This window comes from Bradyrhizobium sp. CCGUVB23, from assembly GCF_024199885.1.
GTDB lineage: Bacteria > Pseudomonadota > Alphaproteobacteria > Rhizobiales > Xanthobacteraceae > Bradyrhizobium.
Genome location: NZ_JANADQ010000001.1, coordinates 6,196,939 through 6,221,478, shown reverse-complemented (window position 1 = coordinate 6,221,478; position 24,540 = coordinate 6,196,939). Strand labels below are relative to the sequence as shown.

Here is a 24,540-nt window from a genome sequence, read left to right as displayed (position 1 = left end):
GCATGCCTCCCTCAATCCCGCTCGCCACCTATCGCCTGCAATTCACCGCCGATTTCAACTTCGACGACGCTGCAACCGTCGTCCCCTATCTCCGGGCGCTCGGCATCACGCATGTCTACGCCTCGCCGCTGATGAAGGCGCGCAAGGGCTCGACCCATGGCTACGACATCGTCGACCACAGCCAGTTCAATCCAGAGCTCGGCGGCGAAGCCGGCTTCGTCCGTTTCAGCGACACGCTGAAGCAACATGACCTCGGCCTGATCATCGACTTCGTTCCGAACCACGTCGGCGTCCACTTTGCCGACAATCCGTACTGGCTGGACGTGCTGGAATGGGGACCGGCCTCGCCGCACGCAGCTTCCTTCGACATCGACTGGGACCAGTTGCCGTATCGCGCCCGCGGCGGCGTACTGCTGCCGATCCTCGGCTCGGCTTATGGCGAAGCGCTGGAGCGCAGCGAGATCGAGCTGCGCTTTGATGCGGGCGAAGGCACCTTTTCGGCCTGGTACTTCGAGCATCGCCTGCCGATCGCGCCGGAGCGCTATGGCGAAGTCCTGCGGATGATCGTCAAGGAGGCGGATGCTACCGAGAGCAACGCGGGAAAGCGCCTGTTGGTGCTCGCCGAACGCTACAAGGGGCTGCGTCATCCCAACCGCGAGGAAGCGCCGGCCTTCAAGGCCGAACTGACGGCGATCGCCGGCGCTCCCGAAATCATGGAGCGAGGTCTTGCCGCCTATCGTTCGGCCAAGGACCGCCCGACCCAAACGCTTGCCCTGCATCACCTGCTCGAGCGCCAGCACTACAAGCTCGGGCACTGGCGGCTGGCCTCCAGCGACATCAACTATCGCCGCTTCTTCGACGTCAACGGTCTTGCCGGCCTGCGGGTCGAGGACGCGAGCACGTTTGCGGCCACACACCGGCTGGTCAAGCAAGTGGTCGCGGACGGCAGGCTGCAGGGCATCCGGCTCGATCATATCGACGGCTTGCGCGATCCCGCGCAATATTGCCAGCGGCTGCGCCGGATCGTCCGCGACGCGCAAGGCCCCGCAAAGCCGTTTTACACCGTGATCGAAAAGATCCTGTGCGAGCACGAACGGCTGCCGCGCTTCGCCGGCGTTCACGGCACCACCGGTTATGAATGGATGAACGTCATCACCCAGGTGATGGTCGATGCCAAGGGGCTCGACGCGCTCGACGAGACCTGGCGGCAACTCAGCAACCGCTCGCCGCGGCTTGCTCCTTATCTCACGGAAGCCAAGCGGCGCGTGCTGGACACGCTCCTCACCAGCGAATTCACCGTGCTATCGCGCCTGCTCGCCCGCATCGCCAATGGGCACTATTCGACGCGGGACTTTTCGGCCGACAGTCTGCGGCAGGCGCTCGAGCTCTACGTGCTGCATTTCCCGGTCTACCGCACCTACATCACGACGAGCGGACCAACCGCACACGACCGCAAGCTGATCGAAGACACCATCGCGCGAGCCCGCGCGGAATGGTTCGCGGCCGACGAGGGCATTTTCGACTTCCTGCACGACGCCCTGACCATGGACCTGCTCAAGCCGGATCGGCCGCCGCACAGCACCCCGCGCGTGCGCCGCTTTGCGCTGAAGGTGCAGCAGTTCACCGGGCCGATGCTGGCGAAGTCCCTGGAGGATACGACCTTCTATCGCTATCACCGCCTGCTCGCGCTGAACGAGGTCGGTGGTGATCCCGCCGCAAAGGCTCTCGCGCTATCGATGTTTCACGAGGCCATGAAGGCGCGCGCAAGGGAATGGCCGCACGGCATGACAGCCACGGCCACGCATGACACCAAGCGCGGCGAGGACGCGCGAGCGCGGCTTGCCGCACTGAGCGAGATCCCGGGCGAATGGACCAGCGCGGTGGCACGCTGGAAGGTGCTGAACGCGCCGCACATCACGACGCATGGCGAGATGCGCACGCCGTCGGCGACGTTCGAATACATGCTCTACCAGACGCTGCTCGGCGCATGGGTGTCCGCACCGCCTGACGCGAGCTTCGTCGACCGCATCCAGGCCTACGCGCTCAAGGCTGCCCGCGAAGGCAAGGAGGAGACGAGCTGGCTCAATCCGAACGAGGCCTACGAGCAAGGTTTGCGGAATTTCATCGCGAAAGTCCTCGACCCCACAGTCTCCGCCGAATTCCTGGACGCGCTCCAGACCCTCGCCCGGCGCCTCGCCCTGCTCGGCGCGCTCAATTCACTTGGCCAGCTCACTCTGAAGGCGACACTGCCTGGCGTACCGGATTTCTATCAAGGCACCGAATTCTGGGATCTGTCGCTGGTCGACCCCGACAACCGTCGTCCCGTTGATTTTGCCGCGCGAAGTGATGCACTCGCTTCGCTCAAAAGTCCGGATTGGGACAGCCTCGCCAAGCATTGGCATGATGGCCGGCTCAAGCTCGCCTGGACGCGGCGGCTCCTCGAACTGCGCACCGAGCTTGTCGATGTGTTCACCCGTGGCGACTACCAACCGCTCGAGGTGAGCGGGCCGCACGGCGACCACGTCATCGCCTTCGCGCGGCGCCACGGCCGCGATGCCGCGATCATCGCGGTCGGACGGTTATTCGCTCCATTTACCCAAGGTGGCCGTGAATGGCCGAGTGCGCAAGCATTCGACGCGAGCGTCAACGTGAAGGGGTACGCGATCGCAGGGCGCGACGGTGATGAACTGCGGCTCTCGCTGGCATTTCGCGCACTCCCCGCAACAGTGCTCAAGGCGCGCGTTGCGAGCGCAGCAAGGCTCGCGCGCCCCCGCGTGCAAGCCTGACGACGAGACCTACTTTTCGTCGCCTTTGGTCAGAAGCAACTGACCGCGCTTGCGAATGGTGGTCTGCGCCAACTCGGCGAAGCGCTGCAACAGCCAGGGCAGCGTCACCTCGACCCGCACCTGATCCTCGCCAACGTCCACCTGGCCGGCTGCGACCTGACCGAGCGCGCGGATGCGGAAATTCATGCGGTCGCCCTCCCAACGCTCTTCCTCGACCTGCATCACCGGAATGCTGGCCGCTGCACGGCCAAGCCCGGACTTCAGACGACGCGCTGCCTCCTCGCGACCGAGCCGGTGCGGGATCGAAACGACGAGCGGTGCTGACATGGCAATGACCTCTGCCCACTGATGTAAATCGGGCCGCGTCAGAACACAAAGGTTCCGCTGCGTGGTGCCTTCTTATCACGATCCGCGCGAGGAACTTTCACTATGACGGCAAGTTGCCCCGACGAAAATCGGTCAAGACAACGACCCTTCTTTGAGAGGGCGGGAGGAGATTTGCATGTCCATAGGTACCATCATTCTGATCATTTTGGTCATAGCCCTGCTCGGCGGCTTCAGTGGCATCGGCGGCGGTCCGTTCTATGGCACCGGCTATTACGGTGGCGGCGGACTGGGACTGATCATCGTCATTCTGCTGATATTGCTGCTGATGGGAAGGATCTAGCCGCGCACACGCTTTGGTAGGGTGGGTTAGCCGTAAGGCGTAACCCACCGCTTTTGTCACTGCGGAAGAAGTGGTGGGTTAGGCTTCGCTAACCCACCGGACAGATGCCGTCCCCACCGAGATCTCGGCAAAGCCCTACTTCACCTTCCCTGCCAGCTTCTTGATCGCGGCCTTGATCGATGCCGCCGCATCATCATAGCCATCCCACGCCTTTGATCGTGCCAGAAGTCCCGGCACGGTGCGCAGCGTGTAGCGCCTCGGATCGAGATCGCTCTTCGCCTGCGCCCAGGTCAGCGGCATGGACACCGTCGCGCCGTCGCGGGCACGCGGCGACAGCGGCGCCACGGCCGTCGAGAGGCGATCGTTGCGCAGGTAGTCGAGGAAGATCTTTCCATTGCGCAGCTTTTTCGACATGTTGAGCAGATATCGTTCCGGATCGTCGTCGGCCATCCATCGGCATACGCCCTGCGCAAAGGCTTTCGCCTCCTTCCAATCCACCTTGTCCCGCGCACCGTGAAGCAGCGGCGCGACAACATGCATGCCCTTGCCGCCGGTGGTCTTGCAGAAGCTCTCCAGGCCAACATCGGACAGACGCTGCCGCATCTCCCTGGCCGCCTCGACCACATCGGGGAACGCCACGTCCGGCGCGGGGTCGAGATCGAACACCAGCCGGCCCGGCGTGTCATAGGCGTAAGGCGCGCAATTCCAGGGATGCAGCTCGACGCCGCCGATCTGCGCCACCGCCGCAAGCCCCTCGATCCGATCGACCTGCAAATATGGCTTGCGATCGCCGGAGACCTTTGCGAGCTCCAACAAATTCGACGTGCCCTGCATGGCATGGCGCTGGAAGAATTTCTCACCATTGATGCCGTCGGGCGCGCGAATGAGCGAGCACGGCCGCCCCTTCAGATGCGCGATCATCCATTCGCCAACCGCCTCGAAATATCGCGCGAGATCAAGCTTCGTGACGGGATCGCCATCCCCGCCATCCGGCCACAGCTCCTTGTCGGGCTTCGAGATGACGACGCCCATCACTTCGGCCGCGCCGGACTCCTTCTGCCGCCGACCTGCCTTCGCCTTGCTCGTCCGCGGCAACGGCTCAGCAAGCTCCGTCTTCGCCGGCCTCTCGGCTTCGACCTCCTCGGCCGGCTTGTCCTGCCGCAGGCCCTTGAACGCCGCCTGACGGATGTTGCCGTCGGCGGTGAAGCCCGCGAACTCGATCTCGGCCACGAGCTCGGGTTTCAGCCAGTGCACGTCGCGGGTCTTCTTCGGCGCGTTCTTGCCGCCGAACGGGCTCTCTTTGGCCTCCGCCGCCTTCAGAAGCGGCATGATGCGCTTGACCTTGTCGGCACCAAAACCGGTGCCGACGATGCCGACAAAGGCGAGATCATCGCCGCGGTGCACGCCAGCCATCAGAGAGCGGAATTTGCCGTTGGTGGTCTTGTAACCGCCGATCACGACCTCATGGCCGGCGCGACATTTTGCCTTGGTCCAGCTTTCGGTGCGCCCCGAACGATAGGGTGCGTCGAGCTTCTTCGAGACCACGCCTTCGAGCTCGAGCTTGCAGGCCGATTGCAGTACCGCATCGCCACCGCTCTCGAAATGCTCGACATAGCGGATCTGGCTCGACTTCTTCTTGCGCGCGCCCAGCAACTTCTTAAGCCGCGTCTTGCGCTCGCCGAGCGGCAACCGGCGCAGGTCAAGGCCGTCGGCAAACAGGAGATCGAAAGCAAAGAAGATGAGGTCATCGGTCTTGCCGTCCGAAAGCGCCGCCTGGAGCGCGGAGAAGCTCGGCGCCCCGTTGTGGTCGAGGGCGACGATCTCGCCGTCGATCAGCACGTCCGGCAGCGCGCCGCCCTCCTTGGCGATTGATGCGAACTTTTCGGTCCAGTCGAGGCCTTTGCGGGTCTTGAGCGTCGCTTCGCCATCCTCGACGCGAAGCTGCACACGGTAGCCGTCGAACTTGATCTCGTGGCACCAGCCCTCGCCCGGGTGCGGCCGCTCCACCGGCGTGCAGAGCTGCGGCGCGACGAAGTCGGGCATCGCCGACACCTTCTTCGCGGTCGTTGCTGTCGTCGCCTTGCCCTTCTTCAGGGCCGCGCGCGGCGCAGGCTTGATGGTGCGCGTCTCTTGCTCGGCGCGATTGGACTGCCAGACCGCATCGGCCTGGCCCTTGGTGCCCTTCGCCAGCATGAACGGCTTTGGTGGGCGCCCTTTGCCTTCGGCGATCTGCTCCATCGCCCGGCCGGAGGCGACCGACTTGTCCGCGTCCAGGATGTCATTGCCCTTGCCTTCGCGGGCATAGTCGTCGCGGTGTTTGATCAGCAGCCAGTTGGTGCGTTTTTCGCTGCCGCGGTTGCGCATGCGCACGAGTACCCAGCTTCCATGCAGCTTGTCGCCGTGCAGCGTGAACTTCAGGTCGCCCTTCTTGAAGCCGCGCTCGGGATCTTCAGACTCCCAATAGCCGCGGTCCCATAACATCACCGTGCCGCCGCCATACTGGCTTTCCGGTATGGTGCCTTCGAAATCGCCGTAGTCGAGCGGATGATCCTCGACCTCGACCGCGAGCCGCTTGTCATGCGGGTCGAGCGAAGGGCCCTTCGTCACCGCCCAGGACTTGAAGACGCCGTCGAACTCCAGCCGGAGATCGTAATGAAGCCGGGTCGCGTCGTGCTTCTGGATTACGAAACGCCGCTGTTTCGACGGCGCTACCCTCGTCTCGCCTGATGGCTCCGGGGTGATCTCGAAGTCCCGCTTTTTCCGATAGGTGGAGAGGTTTCTCAGCACGACCGGTCCCGCATTTTCGTAAGTGCATTCGAGCCTATCACGGCCAAAGCCGCATCAGGAACCAAAACCCATAGCATTGGTTGGAGTTCCTAAAACACCTTGAAACCGCTGGAGATTGCAATGGCTCCCCGCGCCTATTGGAAAGGAACGTTGAAGCTGTCGCTCGTCACCTGTCCGGTCGCGCTCTACCCCGCGACCACCTTCGCTGCGAAGACGCGCTTTCACATGATCAACCGCGAGACCGGCAACCGCCTGAAGCAGCAGATGGTCGATTCCGAGACCGGCGACGTCGTCGAGGATGGCCAGAAAGTGCGGGGCTATGAGCTGCGCAAGGGCAAATATGTCGAGATCGACAAGGAGGAGCTCGAAGCCGTCCAGATCGAGAGCAACCACACGATCGAGATGGAGAGCTTCGTGCCGCGAGATGAGATCGACCAGCGCTATCTCGACCGTCCCTATTACATCGCCCCTGAAGGCAAGGCCGCGGTCGAAGCCTTTGCCGTGATCCGCGATGCACTGAAGGACCAGGACCGCGTGGCGCTCGCCAAGATCGTTCTGACGAACCGCGAGCACGTCATGACCATAGAACCGCTCGGCAAGGGCCTGCTCGGCACGACGCTGCGCTACCCCTATGAGCTGCGCGACGAGGACCAGTTCTTCGACGACATCAAGAGCCCGAAGATCACCAAGGACATGGTCGAGCTCGCCGGCCATATCCTGCACACCAAGGCTGCGCATTTCGACCCCAGAAAATTCAAGGACGAGTATGAGGACGCGCTGAAGGCGCTGGTAAAGCGAAAAGCGAGCGGCAAGAAGATCGAGCTGCCCGAGCCCGAGGAGCGGCCAAGCAACGTCATCAATCTGATGGACGCGCTGAAGCAAAGCTTGAAAGGACGAGGCAGGGGACGGGCGTCGGCGCGCTCCCATCCACGGCGGAGCACGAGCCGGCATCGCAGCACGCGTAAGACACATCGCGCGGCGGCGAGGCATCGGAAGGCAGGTTGATAGCCTGCGCAACGCGCATCGCCCTAACCCCTCATGGTGAGGAGGCAGGGTGACGCCCGGACAGCGAGCTCAATCCCCCGCCTTCAACCGATACCCGATCCCCGTTTCGGTCAGCACATATTGCGGCCGCTCGGGATCGGCCTCGATCTTCTGGCGAAGCTGGCGGACGTAAACGCGTAGGTATTGCGCATCGGTCAGCTCGTCCCATAGCTCCTTCAACAGGAACCGGTGCGTCAGCACCTTGCCGGCGTGCTGCACCAGCACGCGCAGGAGATCGTATTCCTTCGGCGACAGCTTTATCTCGCGCTCGCCGACCTTGACGATACGGCGAACGAGATCGACGGAGAGATCGCCGGTGCGGAACACCGGACGCTCGCCCTTGACCTGGAGCTGGTGCCGCAGCGCGGCCCGCAGCCGCGCCAGAAGCTCGTCCATGCCGAACGGTTTTGTCAGATAGTCGTCGGCACCGAGATCGAGCGCCTGCACCTTGCCGGCCTCGTCGCCGCGGCTCGAGAGCACCACGATCGGCACGCTCTCGTTGCGCGCGCGGATGGTGCGGAGCAGCTCATGGCCCTGGATATCGGGCAGGCCGAGATCGAGGATGATCAGCGCCGGCTCCTCGGTGAGTTTTTCCAGCGCGGTCCTGCCGTTCGGCGCTTCCAGGATGTCATAGCCCTGTGTCGTCAACCCCATCCGCAGCAATTTGCGGATCGGCGGTTCGTCGTCGATGACCAGAACCTTGATCGATGGTGTGCTCATGCGGCGGTGTCCAATGCGTTGGTCTGCGCCGGGATCGGCAGGCGAATGGTCAGCACCGCACCGCTGCGATCCCCGCGGTTCGCAGCCGTGATCGTGCCGTGCATCGCCTCGACGAAGCCGCGGGAGATCGCAAGTCCGAGCCCGGTGCCGGGCCGGACATGATCGCCTTTCTGCACGCGATAGAACTTGTCGAACACGCTCTCGAGCTCGCCCGGCGGGATGCCCTCGCCTTCGTCGGCCACCTCGAGCACGACACAGTCCTTGTCGCGCTGGCTGCGGATTGCGATGGTGGTATCCGCTGGCGAATACTTTGCCGCGTTGTCGAGCAGATTGAACAGCACCTGCTCAAACAGCACGGCGTCGAGCTCGAGCATCGGCAGGTCGGCCGCGAGCCGGAGATCGACCCTGTGGCGCGTCAGGATCTTGCTCGTGCGCCTCAGCGCACTACCGACGATTTCGCTGACGTCGTGCAGCGCCGTGTTCGGCACGATCGCGCCGGATTCGAGCTTGGTCATGTCGAGCAGATTGGCGATGAAGCGATTGAGCCTCTCGGATTCGTCGATCACGGTTGCCAGCAGGTCGCGCTTCTCGGTATCGGACAGGGCGCCGGCGAGGTCACGCATGGTCGAGGCCGCGCCAAGAACGGAGGCGAGCGGCGTCTTCAGGTCGTGCGAGATCGAGGTGAGCAGCGCCGAGCGCAGCCGCTCGGATTCGACCGTGCGCTTGACCCGATCCATGTCTTCGACCAGCAGCACGCGCTCGATCGCGAGCGCGCCCTGGTCGACCAGCGCATCGAGCAGCCGGCGCTGATCGGGCGTCAGCAGCGGACCGGTGCGGTCGTTGTCGATGCCGATGACGCCGATCGGGCCACGCCCAGTGCGCATCGGCAGGAACAGGCGCTTTGCGCCGGGCAGCGTGTCGGAGCCGCGGCCGGCAGAGCGGTCGTTGCTCCAGGCCCAGTTGGCGGCGGCAAGGTCAGCCTGGTCGAGCTCATCCTCCGGCGGATAGCCCGACTTCACCGTCAGCAGTCCCTCCTCCGGCAGCAGCAGCACGACGCGAACCTTCAGCATCAGAGCAATCTGGTAGGCGGTCGCCCACAAGACATCGTCGAGGGTCGCGGTGCCCGCCAGCTTGCGGCTGAAGGCATGGAGCTGCTCGGTCATCCTGATCCGGCCGATCGCGGTATCGGCCTGGGTACGCACGCGAGCCGCGACATTGGATACCAGCATCGCAACCACCATGAACAGCACGAAGGCCGCGACGTTGGTCGGATCTGTGATCGTGAACGTATAGATCGGCGGCAGGAAAAAGAAATTGTAGCAAAGCGACGCTACCACCGTGGCAAGCAGCGACGGCCAGAGGCCGTAGCGCACCGCAACAGCGACCACCGCCGTCAGCAGCACGAGATCGACATTCTCGATGCCGAAATAGGGCTGGATCAGCTCGGCGGCGCCGAGTCCAAGCAGGGCGATTCCCAGCGCCTTGAGATAGGGACGCGGATCGAACGGTTCCGTGCGGGCCGCCGTCTGCACCGCTGTTTTCGGCGCCGCCTCGCCGGGCAATTCGTCACCGGAAATGACGTGCACGGTGATGTTGCCGGAGCGGCGCACGAGGTCATGCACCACCGAGCCGCGCGTGATCTCGAACCAGCGCGAGCGCGTCGATTTTCCGATCACGATCTGCGTGACGTTGTTGCCTTGTGCGAAGTTGATGACGTCGTCGGCAATGCGGCGGCCGACGCCGGGAATTGTCAGCGCCTCACCGCCAAGGGACTCGGCAAGTCGCAGCGTGTCGGCGAGCCGATCGCGCTCCGTGTCCGAGAGCTGGAGCGATCGCCGCGTCTCGATCGAGATCGCGGTGAATGGCGCGTGCAACCGGTCGGCGAGACGCTTGGTGTAGCGCACGAGGCCTGCCGCGCGCGGATCCTCGCTGACGCAAACGAGGATACGCTCGCCCGCGGCCCAGGGGCCCGCGATGGCATTGGCCTGCATATGGGTGAGGAGCTGCTCGTCGACACGCTCGGCGGTGCGGCGCAGCGCCAGCTCGCGCAGCGCCGTGAGATTGCCCGGCGAAAAGTAATGCTCCAGCGCCCGCTCGGCCTGCTTGGGCACATAGACCTTGCCCTCCTTCAACCGCTGGATCAGATCGTCGGGCGTGAGGTCGATCAACTCGATCGCGTCGGCGCGGTCGAACACCGAATCCGGCACGGTCTCGCGCACCCGGACATGGGTGATTTGGGCAACGACGTCGTTCAGGCTTTCGATGTGCTGGATGTTGACGGCGGTGTAGACGTCGATGCCGTTCGAGAGCAGCTCTTCGACGTCGAGATAGCGCTTGGGATGTCGGCTCCCATGCACGTTGGTGTGGGCGAGTTCGTCGACCAGGGCGATTTGCGGCCGGCGAGCGATCACCGCATCGAGGTCCATCTCCTCCAGAACCTGCCCGCGATAGTCGAGTTTCCTACGCGGGACGACTTCGAGCCCACGAAGCAGCGCTTCGGTCTCCGCGCGGCCATGGGTCTCGACGAACCCGACGACGACGTCGGTACCCGCCTTGCGCTTGGCGTGCGCGCTTTGCAGCATCTCGTAGGTCTTGCCGACGCCGGGGGCGGCGCCGACGAATATCTTGAGCTTGCCGCTCGCGCTCTCCTCCCGGCGCGCCGCTTCCAGCAGCGCCTCGGGCGAAGGACGTTGTTCGGGATCGCGGCGCTCTCTGACCATCAGCGCATTATAATCATCCGGCCACGGGGAGCCTAGGCCGCTACTTGGCGGCGCGGTCGAGCGCGAGGTTCAACGCCAGCACGTTGACCCGGGGCTCGCCGATCAGGCCCAGCAGGCGGCCCTCGGTGTTGGCGGCCACGATCTGCCTGAGGGTTTCCTCCGGCATGTTGCGCGCCTTGGCCACGCGCGGCACCTGGAATTGGGCGGCTCCCGGCGAGATGTGCGGGTCGAGACCGCTGCCGGACGTCGTGACCAGGTCGAGCGGCACGGGCTGGCCCGGGTTATCCGCCTTCAGCTTGTCCACATCTTCATTCAGCCGGTCGGCCAGCGCCTTGCTGGTCGGGCCGAGGTTGGAGCCGCCGGAATTGGCAGCGTTGTAGGGCGCGGACACGGTCTTGGTCGAATCATTCGGATCCGGCGCGACCGTCGCCGACAGGCGGCCGTGGAAATATCTGTCATCCCTGAACTCCTGCCCGATCAAGGCGGAGCCGATGACCTTGCCGTCCTTCACGATCAGGCTGCCTTGCGCCTGGCTTGGGAAGAGCACGCCGGCAATGCCGGTCATCGCGAGCGGATAGGCCAGTCCCGTAATGACAGTGAGCGCGACCAGCAGGACGATGGCGGGGCGGATTTCTCTGAGCATGTTGCGTCTCCTAATTCTCCGTCATTGCGAGCGAAGCGAAGCAATCCAGGCTGTTGCCGAAGGATCTGGATTGCTTCGTTGCTCCGCTCCTCGCAATGACGATTAAGCAAGGTGCAGGGCGGTAACCACGAGGTCGATCGCCTTGATACCGATGAAGGGAATGATGATGCCTCCAAAGCCGTAGACCATCAGGTTACGGCGCAGGAGCGCGCCGGCACCGACGGCGCGGTAGGCAACCCCCTTCAGCGCCAGTGGAATCAGCGCGATGATGATCAGCGCGTTGAAGATGATCGCAGACAGGATGGCGCTCTGCGGGCTCGTCAGGTTCATGACGTTGAGCACGTTGAGCTGCGGGTAGAACGCCAAGAACATCGCCGGGATGATCGCAAAATATTTCGCGACGTCGTTGGCGATCGAGAACGTCGTCAGCGCGCCGCGCGTCATCAACAACTGCTTGCCGATCTCGACCACCTCGATCAGCTTGGTCGGGTTGGAGTCGAGATCGACCATGTTGCCGGCCTCGCGCGCGGCCTGTGTACCCGTGTTCATGGCGACGCCGACATCGGCCTGCGCGAGCGCCGGCGCGTCGTTGGTACCGTCGCCGCACATCGCTACCAGCTTGCCCTTGGCCTGCTCGTCGCGGATCAGCTTGAGCTTGTCCTCGGGCGTTGCCTGCGCAAGGAAGTCGTCGACGCCGGCTTCCGCCGCGATCGCGGCCGCCGTCATGGGGTTGTCGCCGGTGATCATGATGGTGCGGATGCCCATGCGGCGCAGCTCCGCAAAACGCTCGCGGATGCCGCCCTTGACGATGTCCTTGAGCTGGACGATTCCCAGCAGGCGACCGTCCTTGGCAACCGCCAGCGGCGTACCGCCCGATTTCGACACCTCATCCGCGATCGCCTGGATCTCGCGTCCGACCTCCGAGAGCGCGGACGGTTGCACGGCACGCATCGTGTTGCCGGAGGCGACCGCCTGCGGCGCGCCGCCGCCGATATAGTTGAGCATGGCATCGATAGCGCCCTTGCGCACCGATACGCCACCGGCATCGACGCCGCTCATGCGAGTCTGCGCCGTGAAGGGGATGAAGGTGGCGCCAAGCTCGGCCATGTCGCGGCCGCGTATGCCGTATTTCTCCTTCGCCAGCACGACGATGGAGCGGCCCTCCGGGGTTTCGTCGGCGAGCGAGGCGAGTTGCGCCGCATCCGCGAGCTCCTGCTCGGTCACCCCGCGCACGGGACGGAACGCGGTCGCCTGGCGGTTGCCGAGCGTGATGGTGCCGGTCTTGTCGAGCAGGAGCGTGTCGACGTCGCCGGCGGCCTCGACAGCGCGGCCGGACATCGCCAGCACGTTGAAGCGCACCAGGCGGTCCATGCCAGCGATCCCGATCGCCGACAGCAGCGCACCGATCGTGGTCGGGATCAGCGTCACGAACAGCGCGACCAGCACGATCACCGAGATCGAGCCGCCGGCATAGGCCGCGTAGCTCGGAATGGTGACGGTTGCGAACACGAAGATGATGGTGAGGCCCGCAAGCAGGATGTTGAGCGCGATCTCGTTCGGCGTCTTCTGCCGCTCGGCGCCCTCGACCAGCTTGATCATCCGGTCGATGAAGGTCGAGCCCTGGGCCGCGGTGATGCGGACGCGGATCCAGTCGGACAACACCTGCGTGCCGCCCGTCACCGCGGAACGGTCGCCGCCGGATTCACGGATCACCGGCGCGGATTCGCCGGTGATGGCGGCTTCGTTGACGGAGGCGACGCCCTCGATCACCTCGCCGTCGGATGGAACCGTATCGCCGGCCTCGACCAGCACGATGTCGCCAACCTTCAGGCTCGTGCCCGGCACGAGCCTGAAGCTACGATCGGAGCCGGTCAGCAGCTTGGCCTGGCTTTCGGTGCGGGTCTTGCGCAGCGATTCGGCCTGGGCTTTGCCGCGGCCTTCGGCAACGGCTTCCGCGAGATTGGCGAAGAGCACAGTGAACCACAGCCAGAGGATGATCTGGAAGGTGAATCCAAGGTTCGTTCCGCCGGTGAGGAGGTCGCGCAGGAAGATGACGGTCGTAAGCGCGGCGACGATTTCGACCACGAACATCACGGGGTTCTTGATCATCAGCCGCGGATCGAGCTTGACGAAGGAAGCGCGGATCGCAGGCAGGACGATCTTCGGATCGAGCATCGCCGACATCGGAGCACGTTTTTGCAGTTTCATCGTTTCCATGGAGGTCGCTCCAGACAATTCGATCAGAAGACTTGTTGATCAGAAAACTTGGCCGGCGTTCATCGCGAGGTGCTCGACGATCGGGCCGAGCGCGAGCGCCGGGAAGAAGGTCAGGCCGCCCATGATCAGGATCACGCCGACGACGAGACCGACGAATAGCCCGCCGGTGGTCGGGAACGTGCCCATCGACGGCGGGATCGACTTCTTCTCCGCCAGCGATCCTGCGATCGCCATGGCCGGCACGATCATGAAGAAGCGGCCGACGAACATCGAGACGCCGCCGGTGACGTTGTAGAACAGCGTGTTGCCGGTGAGCCCTGCGAAGGCCGAACCGTTATTGCCGGTCTGCGAGGTGTAGGCATAGAGCGCCTCGGAGAAGCCGTGCGGGCCGGCATTGGCCATCGAGGCCACCGCCGAGGGCAGCACGACGGCAACGGCCGTCCAGCCGAGGATCATCAGCGGCAGCACCAGGATGGCGAGCATCGCCATCTTGACCTCGCGCGCCTCGATCTTCTTGCCGACATATTCCGGCGTGCGTCCGACCATGAGGCCGGCAACGAAGATCGCGAGAACGACGAACAGCAGCATGCCGTACATACCGGCGCCGACACCGCCGACGATGATTTCGCCGAGCTGGATGTTGATCAGCGGGATCATGCCGCCAAGCGCGGTAAAGCTGTCGTGCATGGCGTTGACCGCGCCGCAGGAGGCAGCCGTCGTGATCACGGCAAACAGCGAGGAGGCAACGATGCCGAAGCGAACCTCCTTGCCTTCCATGTTGCCGCCGGTCAGTCCCAGCGCCTGGAGCGTCGAGGTGCCGCTGGCTTCCGCCCAATAGGTAATTGCAACACCGGCGAGGAACAGCACGCCCATCACAGCCAGGATCGCCCAGCCCTGACGCTGGTTGCCGACCATGCGGCCGAACACGTTGGTCAGCGCGGCGCCGAGCGCAAAGATCGAGATCATCTGCACGAAGTTGGACAGCGCCGTGGGGTTCTCGAAGGGATGCGCCGCGTTGGCGTTGAAGAAGCCGCCGCCATTGGTGCCGAGCATCTTGATCGCCACTTGCGAGGCGACCGGGCCAACCGCGATGGTCTGCTTGGCGCCTTCAAGCGTGGTCGCCTCGACATAGGCCCCGAGCGTCTGCGGGATACCGTCCCAGACCAGGAACAGCGTGTAGATGATGCAGATCGGGAGCAACACATAGAGCGTGCAGCGGGTGACATCGACCCAGAAATTTCCGACAGTCCGCACCGATGCGCGCGCAAAACCGCGGATCAGCGCAAGCGCGAGCACGATGCCGGTGGCGGCCGACAGGAAGTTCTGGTGCGTCAGGCCGACCATCTGCACCAGATAGGACAGCGTGCTCTCACCGCCGTAGTTCTGCCAGTTGGTGTTGGTGATGAAGGAGATCGCGGTATTGAAGGAGAGATCCTCCGCGACCGCGGACTGACCGGCCGGGTTGAACGGCAGAACGGCCTGAAGCCTCATCAGCCCGTAGATGATCAGGAAGCCACCGACGTGGAACAGCAGCATGGAGACCGTATAAGTCAACCAATGCTGCTCGCGCTTCTCGTCGACACCGGAGATCCAGTAGAGCCCGGTCTCGACCGGGCGCAGTACCGGGGACAGGAAGGTGCGCTCGCCATTGAATACGCGCGTCATGTACCAGCCGAGCGGCTTTGCCAGCGCGAGGATGATGACGCAAAAGAAAATGATCTGGAGCCAACCGATAACAGTCATGGCATTTGGTCCTTGAGAACCGGCCTTCCGCGCAGTAGCGGCAGAAGAACCGCGAGCAGCACCGCCACGAGGGCGGCGTCGGCCAGAAGCAGTTTGAGGAGCAGCAACACCCCTAGAACCGCTCGGGCCGCAGCAGCGCGTAGGTGAGGTAGAAGAGAAGGCCGAGCGAGACGGCACCGGCGAGCGAATAATCGAAGATCATGGCGTCGCTCCCGTCACAGCCGTTCGCAGGCGTAGGTGTAGCCGATCGCGAGCGCGAAGAAGGCGAAGCCCAGCGCCAGCATGATGATGTCGAGCATGAGAATGTCCTATGCAACCGGACGCGGCCGGAGTCGGATGCCGCGCTGTCGGGCCGAGACGTGCCACCCAAGGCATAGGTTTTCGAGAGGGAGGCTATGGCGACGATATAGGAATCTCATAAAGGCCGGGGGACGCGGATGCTTGGGAGACCATCCGGCTAACGCCACAGTTGAGGGTTGGGTGAGCGTTCCCCGCCCCTTCCGCAGCCCGCTCCGACCTTTATGAAATACCTATATTTCGCTCCCCTGCCCCATCTCGCTTTCAAATGCCCTTCCCGCGATCTTGATGGCGTCGGTTGCGGACCTGCGGCCGGCCCAAGATCGAGACGCCGTCATGTCTTCCGTTCTGCAAAACTTCGATCCGGTTTCGCTCGGCGAGCAGCTTCGCAGCGCGCACACGGTGACGCGGCCCCTGATGCTCGACCTCATCGACAAGGCCTGCCGCCGCTTCCCCTCGCTTGGACAGAGCGAACGAACCGCACGGCTGACGCGCCTGATCGATGCCGACGCCTGGACCGATGCTGCGCTCGCGCTGCTGGAACTGGAGCTGCCGCTGTGGCAGGTTCGCCGCATCGCCTATGACGAAGGCGAATGGTATTGCGCGCTCTCGCGCGAACGCGAGTTGCCGGATTGGCTGGAGAGCTCGGTCGAGGGACGGCATTCCGACCTCGCGCTCGCATTGCTCTCGGCCTTTGCCGAGGCGCAAGTGCTCACCGCCGAAGCCAGCCGGCCCAGCGTTCCATCGGTCCAGCAGACCGCGGGCCAGCTCTACCAGCCGGTCAACTGCGACCATTTCGGCTGACCGCAATACCCATCACAACAAGAGGATTTCATCATGTCGATGCTCACGCATCGCCTCGAACAGCCCTTTCATCCACCTGGAAGGAAGAGCGCTCCCGAAGCCTGGATCTCGAACGCCCACGCCGCGACCATCCGGCGCGTCTGCTTGCGCACGCTGGCGCTCCTGTCGATGGGAAGCGTGCTGACCGCGCTGGTCGCCTTGAAGACCGTGATCTATATGTCGCGATTCCACTACTGATCGGCCCGGCGGCAGATCGCGCCGCGGGAACCGCCTTTATGTCCATCCTATGCGATGCCGCCCTTGGTCCTCTCGCATTCCTATGGCCTCCCGGCGCACGATACGGCGAGCGAATTTCTCGAGGAGGCTGCCATGGCCGCAATCACCTTCAACGACGCCGGTCCGACCCGTCCGCGCCGCCGGAGGTGGGAGAAGGCGGATACAGCCGTGGTCGTGCACCCCAATCTTCAACCGCTCGATCCTGAAATCGTCAGCGCCGCCATTCCGGCTTTCTTCATCGGTCGCAACAAGGCCGGCCTATGGGTTGCGCGTGAAGCGCAGGGCCGCCTTGGCGGGCTCTTCCTGTTCAAGAGCTCGGCGGTCCATTTCGCCCATGCGCAGAGCCGACCTGCACGGTGCGCGCTGATCTTTCCGTCCGAAACGTTCGAGCTCGATATCGAGAACCGCGGCAATCCACTCGTTGGAGAACTCGCAAAGTGGATGGTCCGCGCGACGCGCCATCTGGCGCGGCTTACGACCAGGTAACCCTTGCGGGAGAGCACGCACATGATCGAACTCAAGATCATCGTCATGATCGCGCTGATGGGGACGCTGCTCATCGGCATGCGCGTCGGTGCGGCACCGGGCGACTAGCATGCAGCCCGCCAAGGCAAATCTCGAGCACGCGCTCACGGTCACCATCTTGACCATGACGCTGAGCCTGATCTGGGGCGGCATCCTGACGCTCGTGATCACGCTTATCGCGCGCGGATTGGGCGTCTAGGCCTAGCCTACGAGGCCGGCAACCGGGCCAGGACTGAGGTCGCGATGCCCGCCGGTTAGGCAGCTCATGCGCAGGGAAAACGCTGCGGCCGATCTGGCGAAAGCTCAGGGAACCGTGTAGAGCGGTTACCATGGGTAGCAGCAACGTCCACGTCGTCGATCACCCCCTGGTCCAGCACAAGCTCTCGCTGATGCGGGAAAAGGACCGCTCGACCAAGAGCTTTCGCGAAATCCTGAACGAGATCGGGATGCTCTTGTGCTACGAGGTGACGCGCGACCTGCCGCTGGAGCTTGTGGAAATCGAGACGCCGATCTCGCCGATGCAGGCGCCTAAAATCGCCGGCAAGAAGCTCACGCTGGCGCCGATCCTGCGCGCCGGCGTCGGCTTCCTCGATGGCATGCTGGCACTGATGCCCTCCGCCCGGATCGCCCATATCGGGCTCTATCGCGATCCCGCGACCCTGCAGGCCGTGGAGTACTACTTCAAGGCGCCGCAGGATCTTTCCGATCGCACCGTCATCCTGATGGACCCGATGCTGGCGACGGGCAACTCGGCTTGCGCAGGCGCGTCCCTGCTGAAAGCGCGCGGCGCCCGCGACATCCGCTTCGTCTGCCTGCTGGCCGCCCCGGAAGGCATTGCGCAGTTCCAGACGGAACATCCGGACGTGCCGATCTGGACCGCCGCGGTCGACGAGCGGCTCAACGACCACGGCTATATCGTGCCGGGCCTGGGCGATGCCGGCGACCGGATGTTCGGCACCAAGTAGACAGTTTTGCGCGATCGGGTTACTGCGGGTAGCCATGCGCCATAACGATCGCTCGCTGCAATCGCTGATCAGGATCGAGACCTTCGCCGATCCGGCGCTGGTGTTTGACGGCACGCCCGTTTCGCGCCCCGAGTTGTCAGGCAGGATCGACCAGACGGCAGCGTGGCTCGCCGCGCAAGGTATCGGCAAAGGCGATGTAGTCGCAGTCTGGCTGGTCAACCGCATCGAATGGATCGCGCTGCTGCTGGCCGCCGCCCGACTTGGCGCAATCATTGCCGCGGTCAACACGCGCTACCGCAGCGCGGAAGTCGCCCACCTCCTCCACCTCTCCGGTGCGAAGCTTCTGGTCATGGAGGCAGCGTTCCGCTCGATCGACTTTGCCGCGATTCTCGCTGGTATCGCCAAGAGCGATGTGCCGGCGCTTGAAAAGCTCGCCGTGGCCGGTGCGGATACGATTCCCGCACAATGGCCCTGCGTACGCTTCGACGCCTTCGAGAGAGCCTATCCGGCTACGCCACCACGCGGCGACGTCGATCTGCCCGTGCTGCTCTACACCACCTCTGGCACCACAAGGGGGCCGAAGCTGGTGGCGCATTCGCAAGCGACGCTGGCCACGCATGCGGACGCGGTCGCCGAGGCGCTTGCGCTGTCGCCGGAGCGCCATTCGCTGCTCGCGATGCTGCCCTTCTGCGGCACCTTCGGCATGACGGCCCTGCTCGCCTTTCTCGCAGCCGGCGTCACCATCCACGTGCTCGACGCGTTCGAGGCCGCGCCGGCGCTCAAAATCTTCAGTGAGTACAGGATCACGCATTCCTTCGGCTCGGACGAGATGTTTCGCCGTATCCTGGCGTTCACCGATGCGCCACGGCCGTTCGCACACGCCGAAGTGTTTGGCTTCGCCGCGTTCCAGCCGGGTTGGCGCGAGTTTGCGGTTGAGGCCGAGGCGCGGGGCTTGCCGCTGTTCGGCCTGTACGGCTCGAGCGAGGTGCAGGCCCTGTTCTCGATCGGCCGGCGGGGTACCGCTTTTGCCGACCGCATCGAAGGCGGCGGCTGGCCGATGTCGCCGGACGCCCGCGTGCGCATACGCGATACGGACAGCGGCGAGCTGGTGGGGCCCGGTGTCTCCGGCGAGCTCGAGATCAGCGCTCCCTCGCGCTTCCTCGGCTATTTCAACAATCCGCAAGCGACGCGCGAGGCGACCACGGCCGACGGCTTCTTCCGCACCGGAGACATCGGCCGGCTGCGGGGCGATGGCTCCTTCGTCTACGAGACGCGGGCGGGCGATGCCATGCGGCTCGGCGGCTTCCTGGTCGCGCCCGGCGAGATCGAGGATGAGCTGAAGTCCTGCGCCGGCATTTCCGATGCGCAGGTCGTCGCCGTCGATCTCAAGGGACAGGCCCGCTGCGCCGCCTTCGTGATCCCAACGGGAGAACCGCCGCGAGAGGCCGCGTTGATCGCGCGCCTGCGCGAGCGGCTGGCCGGATACAAGATCCCCGCACACATCTACTTCATCGACGCCTTCCCCGTCACCGACAGCGCCAATGGCGTCAAGATCCAGCGCGCTAGGCTGCGCGCCATGGCCATGGAAAGGATCGCCGCGGAATAGCGGGGTCTATTTCAGGTAGCTCGCAAGATTCATACTCAGGATTTTTGCGAGCGCCGAATAGGACGCGGTGAGCTGGGATTGATAGGTCGATAGCTGCGCCGTGACCGCCGCGACGTCAACGCTGGTGAGATCGCTTCCCAGCGTCTCGGCGTAGCTCTTGTAATCGCTCTGGCGCGCGCTGGCCGTCTCGATCTGCGAGGCCGAGCTCGACAGCTTCGCCTGCACGGCGGCGGTGTCGTCCAGCGCCGAGCTCGCCAGATCCAGCGCGCTGGTGATGTCGGACGACGACAGCGACGAGCTGTTGGCGACGAATTTGAGGACGCGCATCACCTCTTCGAACGCCGAATTGTCCGCGGTCACGCCGTAGGGCACGCTCTGGTCGGTCGCGACGCGGACCGAAGCGATCTCGCTGTCGCCGACATAATAGCTGGTATCAGCCGTCGTGGTGGATCCCGTGCCGGCGGAGAAGCTGGTGAGATCGACCGGCGCCGTCTCCGTCTTGCCGCCCGCAAACACGAACTGGCCGTCATATTGCGTGTTGAGCAGCGATCCCATCTCCTCGAGCATCTGCTGCGCCGAGGAAATCACGGAGTTGCCCTCCGTCGAGCTGCCGGTCGAGGCAGCGCTGAGCTGGGAACGGAGCTGGGTGATGATATCGGTCATCGAGCCCACCGCCGAATACATCACCTGAACCTTGCTGTCGGCGAGCGTCGCAGCGTCGATATAGGATTGCGCCCGCGTCACCGAGACCTGGAGATTGACCACGTGCTGCGCGGTCGAGCCGTAGCCGCCGAAATCGTTCGAGATGACGCCCGATGACTCCTGGATCTGCTCGTTGGCCATGACGGCCTGCACGCGCAGCGCGTCCGCGATCATCGTGTTCGACTGTGCGAAGGTGGCCACCCTCATCGCGACCATGGATCCGCTCCCGCCTTAGGACGACTGCACGGCGCTGAGCAGCGCCGAATACATGGTGTTTATGGCCTGGATCAGCGCGGAGGCCGCCGTATACTTGTTCTGCAGCGTGCTCAGGCGCGCCGATTCCTCGTCGAGGTTGACGCCCGATTGTGACGACAGCGAGCTGGCATAGGTCGACTGTGCGGTCTCCTTGGCGGTGTAGTTGGTGGAGGCCTGCGACGACTTGCTCGCGACGTCGGAGACGATCGCCGCGGTGTAGTCGGCGAACGAGCCGGTGGTCGCGGCCAGCCCGCCGGCCGACGCGAATGTCCGCGAGTCCGTCAGCGCGTCGTAGAAGTCGTTGACCACGGCTGCCGAGCCCGGCGTCAGCACCTGGCTGCCGACGGTCAGGCTGGATGAGGAATCCAGCGTCGCGAGCTGCAATTCATTGGTGCCGGAGAGAATGCTGCTGTTGACGGCGATATCCGATGCGCTCGTGCCGGTCACCAGATCGTTGAGACCAAAATACTCCGAGAATCCTTCACTGGCGCTTCCCACCGAGCTCGTCATCTCGTTGATCGCGACGCCATCGCTGGAGTCGGTCGACGTGATGGTCAGGTGGCCGTTAGAATCGATCGAAGCCGATAGCCCGGAGATGCCGTTGATGGCGGAGACGAGGTCACCGACTGTGGAATAGGATGAAAGGTCGAGATCGCTGTAGGAAACGAGGTTGCCGCTCTGATCGGTGACGGCAAGGCGCACCGTGCCCGTTGCGGACAGCGCCGTCGCGCTCGTCACGCTGGTCGTGCCGGTGAGGCTGGTCGGCGGCGGCACCGACGAGGCACTGTTGGAGACGCCGTTCATTGCCGAGGCGAGCTGCTGGGCAAGCTGGTCGAGCTGGGACTGCGCCGCCGGCAGGGTCTTGTCGCGGAGCGTGATGAGGGCACCGATGTCGCCACCGGTGATCTGCGAGGTGATGTCGACCCCGTTCACCGTGATGGCGCTGAAGCCGCTGGAGGAGGACCCGGCGGTGTAGATTGTCGATGAGGAGACATTGGCCGCGGTCGTGTAGCTGATCGTGTGCGCGGTGCTGTCGACCAGCGCCTGGCCGGACGTGGTGTAGATCTGGAGATCACCGTTCGAGGCCGTGTAGTAGCTGACATTCATCTTGGAGGCGACGTCCTGCAGCGCGGTGTTGCGCTGGTCCTCCAGGTCCGCCGTCGACTGGCCGGCCGCCGCGGTCTGCTTGATCTCGGCATTGAGCTCGGCGATTTGCTCGAGGTCGGTGTTAACGTCGTCGATCGACGAGGAGATGTCCTGGTCGGCGTTGGAGCGCAGTTTCTGGATGCCGCTCGAGGTCTCCCGCAACTGGCTCGCGACGTCGTCGAGCGCGCTGATGACGTTGGATTGCAGCGAGGCGCTGTTCGGCGTGCTGGCCAGCGACGACAATGCCGATTCCAGCGACGCGATCGAATTGGCAAGCGACGTTCCGGTCGACGATGAGTCCGAGCTGCTGGTCGAGCCGTAGAGCTTCTCGAGCGAGGCCAGGTACGTGTTGGTCGTGTCGGCCGAACCGAGGTCGGAGGTCGCAGAGATCAGCGACTTCAACAATAGCTTGTCGACGTTCGAGGTGATGCCCGTCACCGTGACCCCGGTGCCGACGCCATTGGTGACGCTGCTCGCTTGGCTTGCGGTCTTCTCGGTATAGCCCGTCGTGTCGGCGTTCGAGATGTTCGACGACGTCACGCTGATCTGCACCTGCGTAGCCGACAGCCCGCTGAAGGCGATCAATCGTGCGATATCGAGCGACACGGCGGCTGCCCTTTCCCTGCCCTCAGGCCTGACGAATGGTGCCGCTGGAGACCGCGCGCGCGGCGAGCCGGCCCGACGCGCCATAGGGCGACACCGCGGCGATCTGCTCGCGGATCGCCTGCATCACCGCCTCGATACGGCGGTTACTGGCCTCGATCGCCGCGCGCAGGCGCACCAGGTTCTCATCCATCGCCGCGCGCAGCTTCAGGATCCGCTCCATGAGCTGTTCGCGCAGGATCCGGTCGCGGACATGCAGGCTGGTCGAACCGGCGGCGCATTCCGCAACGGTCCTTTCGAATATTTCCGCCAGCCGGTTCTTCTCGTCGACCTGCTTCAGGCGCGAGGCCGGAAGCCCCTTGGCGAGCTCGGCGTTCTCTTCGGCGACCAGCGCGGTCAAGCCGTCGATCAGGGCGATCAGGGATTTGATGCGCGCGTCGCCCTCGGCGGCGCTGGTCCTGGTGATTTGAGCCTGTTTCATGTTCGCTGCTTTCGTGGTCTCAATTGTGCTGCCGGCCGCGGCCTATCTGGGCGCCGCGTAAATAGGCGCCGATCGCCGTGGTTCTCACGCTCGTCTGCCGCGTCTCGTCTTCGATTGCCTTGGATTCGCGGATCAGGCCGCGGCGCGCCGTCTCGATGTCGTCGAGCAGTGCGAGCAATTCTCCGCGTTCCCTGCCAGCCGCGCGGGCGCGCGCGATCAACCGCTGCAGTCGCAGCAGCAGCGCCTCTCCCGCGGCATAGCTCCTTTCCCCGCGCATCGCCTACCTCATCGCCGAGATCAGGGTGTCGTACATCTTGTTGACGGTCGAGATGACCTGTGAGGCGGCGGAGTAAGCCTGCTGCGCCGAGATCATGCTGGAGAACTGGCTCGAGGTGTCGGTGGTGGAGGATTCCAGCTCGCTGCCATAGACCGTGCCCGCACCATTCTCGCCGGAGGCCTGCAGCGTCGGATCTCCCGACGTGACGGTCGCCGAATACATCTGGTCACTGCTGGCGGAAAGACCGTTGGGATCGGCAAAGGTCGCCACCGCGATCTTGTAGATCGCGATCGTCTTGCCGTTGGAATAGGTGGCATCGACCACGCCATTCTTGCCGATGGCAATGCTCGACAGCGTTCCGTAGGACAGGCCGTCGGAGGTGATGCTGGTGACGTTGACGGACGGCGTGGTTTCACCTGACGCATATTGCGTCAGGCCGTCGGTGCCGCCTGCGGTGCCCATATCCAGCGTGATGGTGCTGTCGGCCGCGCCGTCGGTCCAGCCCGTCACCGAAATCGTCGCCGGGCTCGGGCTGGTGCTTGCCAGTGAGCCGTCGCTGTTGAAGGTGATCGCCACCGTGCCGCTGGTCGTGCCGGTCGTGGTCGAGGTGTCCGACGACGAGGTCGGATTGGCAAAGCTCGCGCTCCAGGTGTTGGTGGCGGTCTTGGTCCAGGTAATCTGGATCGAGTTCGCCGCGCCGAGCGAATCGTAGACCGTCATCGAGCTGGTATAGGTGTCGCCCGTGGCGGCATCCGACGGAAGGTTCGCCGCGATCGTCGTCTTGGTGGTCGCGCTGCCGCTGGTCGATGCCACCTGGGTGTTGATGGCCTCGAGATTGCTCGCCGATTCATTGCCCGTCACGTTGCCGTCGGCGTCGGTACGCCAGCCTTCGAGATAGTAGCCGTTGTTCTCGAGGTAGCCTGCGTTGTCGATGGTGAAAGCGCCGTTGCGGGTGTAGGACACGGTTCCGCCGGACGTCGCGTTGGTCGCCACGAAGAAGCCCGAGCCCTGGATCGCGACGTCAGTCGCGTTGGACGTCGCAGCCAGCAGGCCCTGTTGGGTGATATTGGCCCGGCCGGACACCGTGACGCCACCCGAGGCATAGGAGGTTGCGTTGCTCGATGCGGTGACGAGGTCATCGAACATCGCAGACGTCGTCTTGTAGCCGGTCGTGTCGGAATTGGCGATGTTGTCGCTGATCATCGACAAGGACTGGCTCTGCGCGCTGAGCGCCGAGATTGCCGAGGAAAGTGCGCCGCTGAGGCTCATGATCGAA

22 protein-coding genes are annotated in these 24,540 nt (G+C 64.2%); 9 read left to right on the top strand and 13 right to left on the bottom strand.

Annotated elements, in window-relative coordinates; all coding sequences use genetic code 11:
• The first annotated feature begins 2 nt into the window (after window positions 1-2).
• A complete protein-coding gene (treY, locus tag NLN62_RS28725) occupies window positions 3-2,786 on the top strand; it encodes a malto-oligosyltrehalose synthase (RefSeq protein WP_254111116.1) in 2,784 nt (927 codons plus the stop codon).
• 9 nt (window positions 2,787-2,795) lie between these two features.
• On the opposite strand, the gene NLN62_RS28720 is transcribed toward treY, so the two are convergent.
• Window positions 2,796-3,113, bottom strand: coding sequence for a polyhydroxyalkanoic acid system family protein (locus tag NLN62_RS28720; RefSeq protein WP_254111115.1), 318 nt, complete (start codon window positions 3,111-3,113; stop codon window positions 2,796-2,798).
• 175 nt (window positions 3,114-3,288) lie between these two features.
• On the opposite strand from NLN62_RS28720, the gene NLN62_RS28715 reads away from it, so the two are divergent.
• A complete protein-coding gene (locus tag NLN62_RS28715; RefSeq protein WP_211384334.1) occupies window positions 3,289-3,453 on the top strand; it encodes a DUF3309 family protein in 165 nt (54 codons plus the stop codon).
• A gap of 135 nt (window positions 3,454-3,588) precedes the next feature.
• Here NLN62_RS28715 and ligD read toward each other — a convergent pair whose 3' ends face one another.
• Window positions 3,589-6,240 carry a DNA ligase D gene (gene ligD / locus NLN62_RS28710; protein ID WP_254111114.1) on the bottom strand — a complete coding sequence of 884 codons (2,652 nt, stop codon included), beginning with the start codon at window positions 6,238-6,240 and terminating at the stop codon, window positions 3,589-3,591.
• A 120-nt stretch (window positions 6,241-6,360) separates the two neighbouring features.
• Here ligD and NLN62_RS28705 point away from each other — a divergent pair, with 120 nt between their 5' ends.
• Window positions 6,361-7,245: a Ku protein gene (locus tag NLN62_RS28705; RefSeq protein ID WP_254111113.1), complete on the top strand. Its 885-nt coding sequence runs from the start codon at window positions 6,361-6,363 to the stop codon at window positions 7,243-7,245.
• A gap of 69 nt (window positions 7,246-7,314) precedes the next feature.
• Here NLN62_RS28705 and NLN62_RS28700 read toward each other — a convergent pair whose 3' ends face one another.
• The 6 genes from NLN62_RS28700 to NLN62_RS28675 all read right to left on the bottom strand — a co-directional run bounded on the left by NLN62_RS28700 (window position 7,315) and on the right by NLN62_RS28675 (window position 15,529).
• Window positions 7,315-8,004 carry a response regulator gene (locus NLN62_RS28700; RefSeq protein ID WP_027524675.1) on the bottom strand — a complete coding sequence of 230 codons (690 nt, stop codon included), beginning with the start codon at window positions 8,002-8,004 and terminating at the stop codon, window positions 7,315-7,317.
• A complete protein-coding gene (locus NLN62_RS28695; protein WP_254111112.1) occupies window positions 8,001-10,724 on the bottom strand; it encodes a sensor histidine kinase KdpD in 2,724 nt (907 codons plus the stop codon). Before NLN62_RS28695 ends, NLN62_RS28700 begins: the two co-directional genes overlap by 4 nt.
• Window positions 10,725-10,764: 40 nt before the next feature.
• Window positions 10,765-11,367, bottom strand: coding sequence for a K(+)-transporting ATPase subunit C (locus NLN62_RS28690; RefSeq protein WP_254111111.1), 603 nt, complete (start codon window positions 11,365-11,367; stop codon window positions 10,765-10,767).
• A 102-nt stretch (window positions 11,368-11,469) separates the two neighbouring features.
• A complete protein-coding gene (gene kdpB / locus NLN62_RS28685) occupies window positions 11,470-13,584 on the bottom strand; it encodes a potassium-transporting ATPase subunit KdpB (protein ID WP_027524678.1) in 2,115 nt (704 codons plus the stop codon).
• A gap of 39 nt (window positions 13,585-13,623) precedes the next feature.
• Window positions 13,624-15,327 (bottom strand): potassium-transporting ATPase subunit KdpA, encoded by a 1,704-nt coding sequence (gene kdpA / locus NLN62_RS28680; RefSeq protein ID WP_027524679.1) that lies wholly within the window; start codon window positions 15,325-15,327, stop codon window positions 13,624-13,626.
• Window positions 15,328-15,439: 112 nt separating this feature from the next.
• The gene (locus tag NLN62_RS28675; protein ID WP_018454042.1) at window positions 15,440-15,529 is read right to left on the bottom strand and encodes a K(+)-transporting ATPase subunit F; all 90 of its coding nucleotides are present in this window, start codon (window positions 15,527-15,529) and stop codon (window positions 15,440-15,442) included.
• 431 nt (window positions 15,530-15,960) lie between these two features.
• Between NLN62_RS28675 and NLN62_RS28670 the strand changes: the two genes are divergently transcribed.
• From NLN62_RS28670 to NLN62_RS28650, 6 genes are all read left to right on the top strand, one after another.
• Entirely contained in the window at window positions 15,961-16,428 is a 468-nt protein-coding gene (locus NLN62_RS28670) for a hypothetical protein (protein WP_027524680.1), read from the top strand.
• A 33-nt stretch (window positions 16,429-16,461) separates the two neighbouring features.
• Window positions 16,462-16,665 (top strand): hypothetical protein, encoded by a 204-nt coding sequence (locus NLN62_RS28665; RefSeq protein WP_254111110.1) that lies wholly within the window; start codon window positions 16,462-16,464, stop codon window positions 16,663-16,665.
• A gap of 132 nt (window positions 16,666-16,797) precedes the next feature.
• Window positions 16,798-17,190, top strand: a complete 393-nt coding sequence (locus NLN62_RS28660; RefSeq protein ID WP_027524682.1) for a hypothetical protein — start codon at window positions 16,798-16,800, stop codon at window positions 17,188-17,190.
• A gap of 109 nt (window positions 17,191-17,299) precedes the next feature.
• Window positions 17,300-17,428: a hypothetical protein gene (locus NLN62_RS53025; protein WP_256375295.1), complete on the top strand. Its 129-nt coding sequence runs from the start codon at window positions 17,300-17,302 to the stop codon at window positions 17,426-17,428.
• Between the two features lie 130 nt (window positions 17,429-17,558).
• Entirely contained in the window at window positions 17,559-18,194 is a 636-nt protein-coding gene (upp, locus tag NLN62_RS28655; protein ID WP_027524683.1) for a uracil phosphoribosyltransferase, read from the top strand.
• A 34-nt stretch (window positions 18,195-18,228) separates the two neighbouring features.
• Window positions 18,229-19,800 (top strand): AMP-binding protein, encoded by a 1,572-nt coding sequence (locus NLN62_RS28650; RefSeq protein WP_027524684.1) that lies wholly within the window; start codon window positions 18,229-18,231, stop codon window positions 19,798-19,800.
• 6 nt (window positions 19,801-19,806) lie between these two features.
• Here NLN62_RS28650 and NLN62_RS28645 read toward each other — a convergent pair whose 3' ends face one another.
• The 5 genes from NLN62_RS28645 to flgE are packed head-to-tail and all read right to left on the bottom strand — an operon-like array spanning window position 19,807 to window position 24,533.
• Complete coding sequence (locus NLN62_RS28645; protein ID WP_027524685.1) at window positions 19,807-20,718, bottom strand: flagellin; 912 nt, start codon at window positions 20,716-20,718, stop codon at window positions 19,807-19,809.
• 15 nt (window positions 20,719-20,733) lie between these two features.
• Window positions 20,734-22,509: a flagellar hook-associated protein FlgK gene (gene flgK, locus NLN62_RS28640; RefSeq protein WP_254111109.1), complete on the bottom strand. Its 1,776-nt coding sequence runs from the start codon at window positions 22,507-22,509 to the stop codon at window positions 20,734-20,736.
• Window positions 22,510-22,531: 22 nt separating this feature from the next.
• The gene (locus NLN62_RS28635; RefSeq protein WP_027524687.1) at window positions 22,532-22,987 is read right to left on the bottom strand and encodes a hypothetical protein; all 456 of its coding nucleotides are present in this window, start codon (window positions 22,985-22,987) and stop codon (window positions 22,532-22,534) included.
• A 19-nt stretch (window positions 22,988-23,006) separates the two neighbouring features.
• Window positions 23,007-23,264 carry a hypothetical protein gene (locus NLN62_RS28630; RefSeq protein WP_027524688.1) on the bottom strand — a complete coding sequence of 86 codons (258 nt, stop codon included), beginning with the start codon at window positions 23,262-23,264 and terminating at the stop codon, window positions 23,007-23,009.
• A 3-nt stretch (window positions 23,265-23,267) separates the two neighbouring features.
• Window positions 23,268-24,533 carry a flagellar hook protein FlgE gene (flgE, locus tag NLN62_RS28625; RefSeq protein WP_027524689.1) on the bottom strand — a complete coding sequence of 422 codons (1,266 nt, stop codon included), beginning with the start codon at window positions 24,531-24,533 and terminating at the stop codon, window positions 23,268-23,270.
• Window positions 24,534-24,540: the final 7 nt, after the last annotated feature.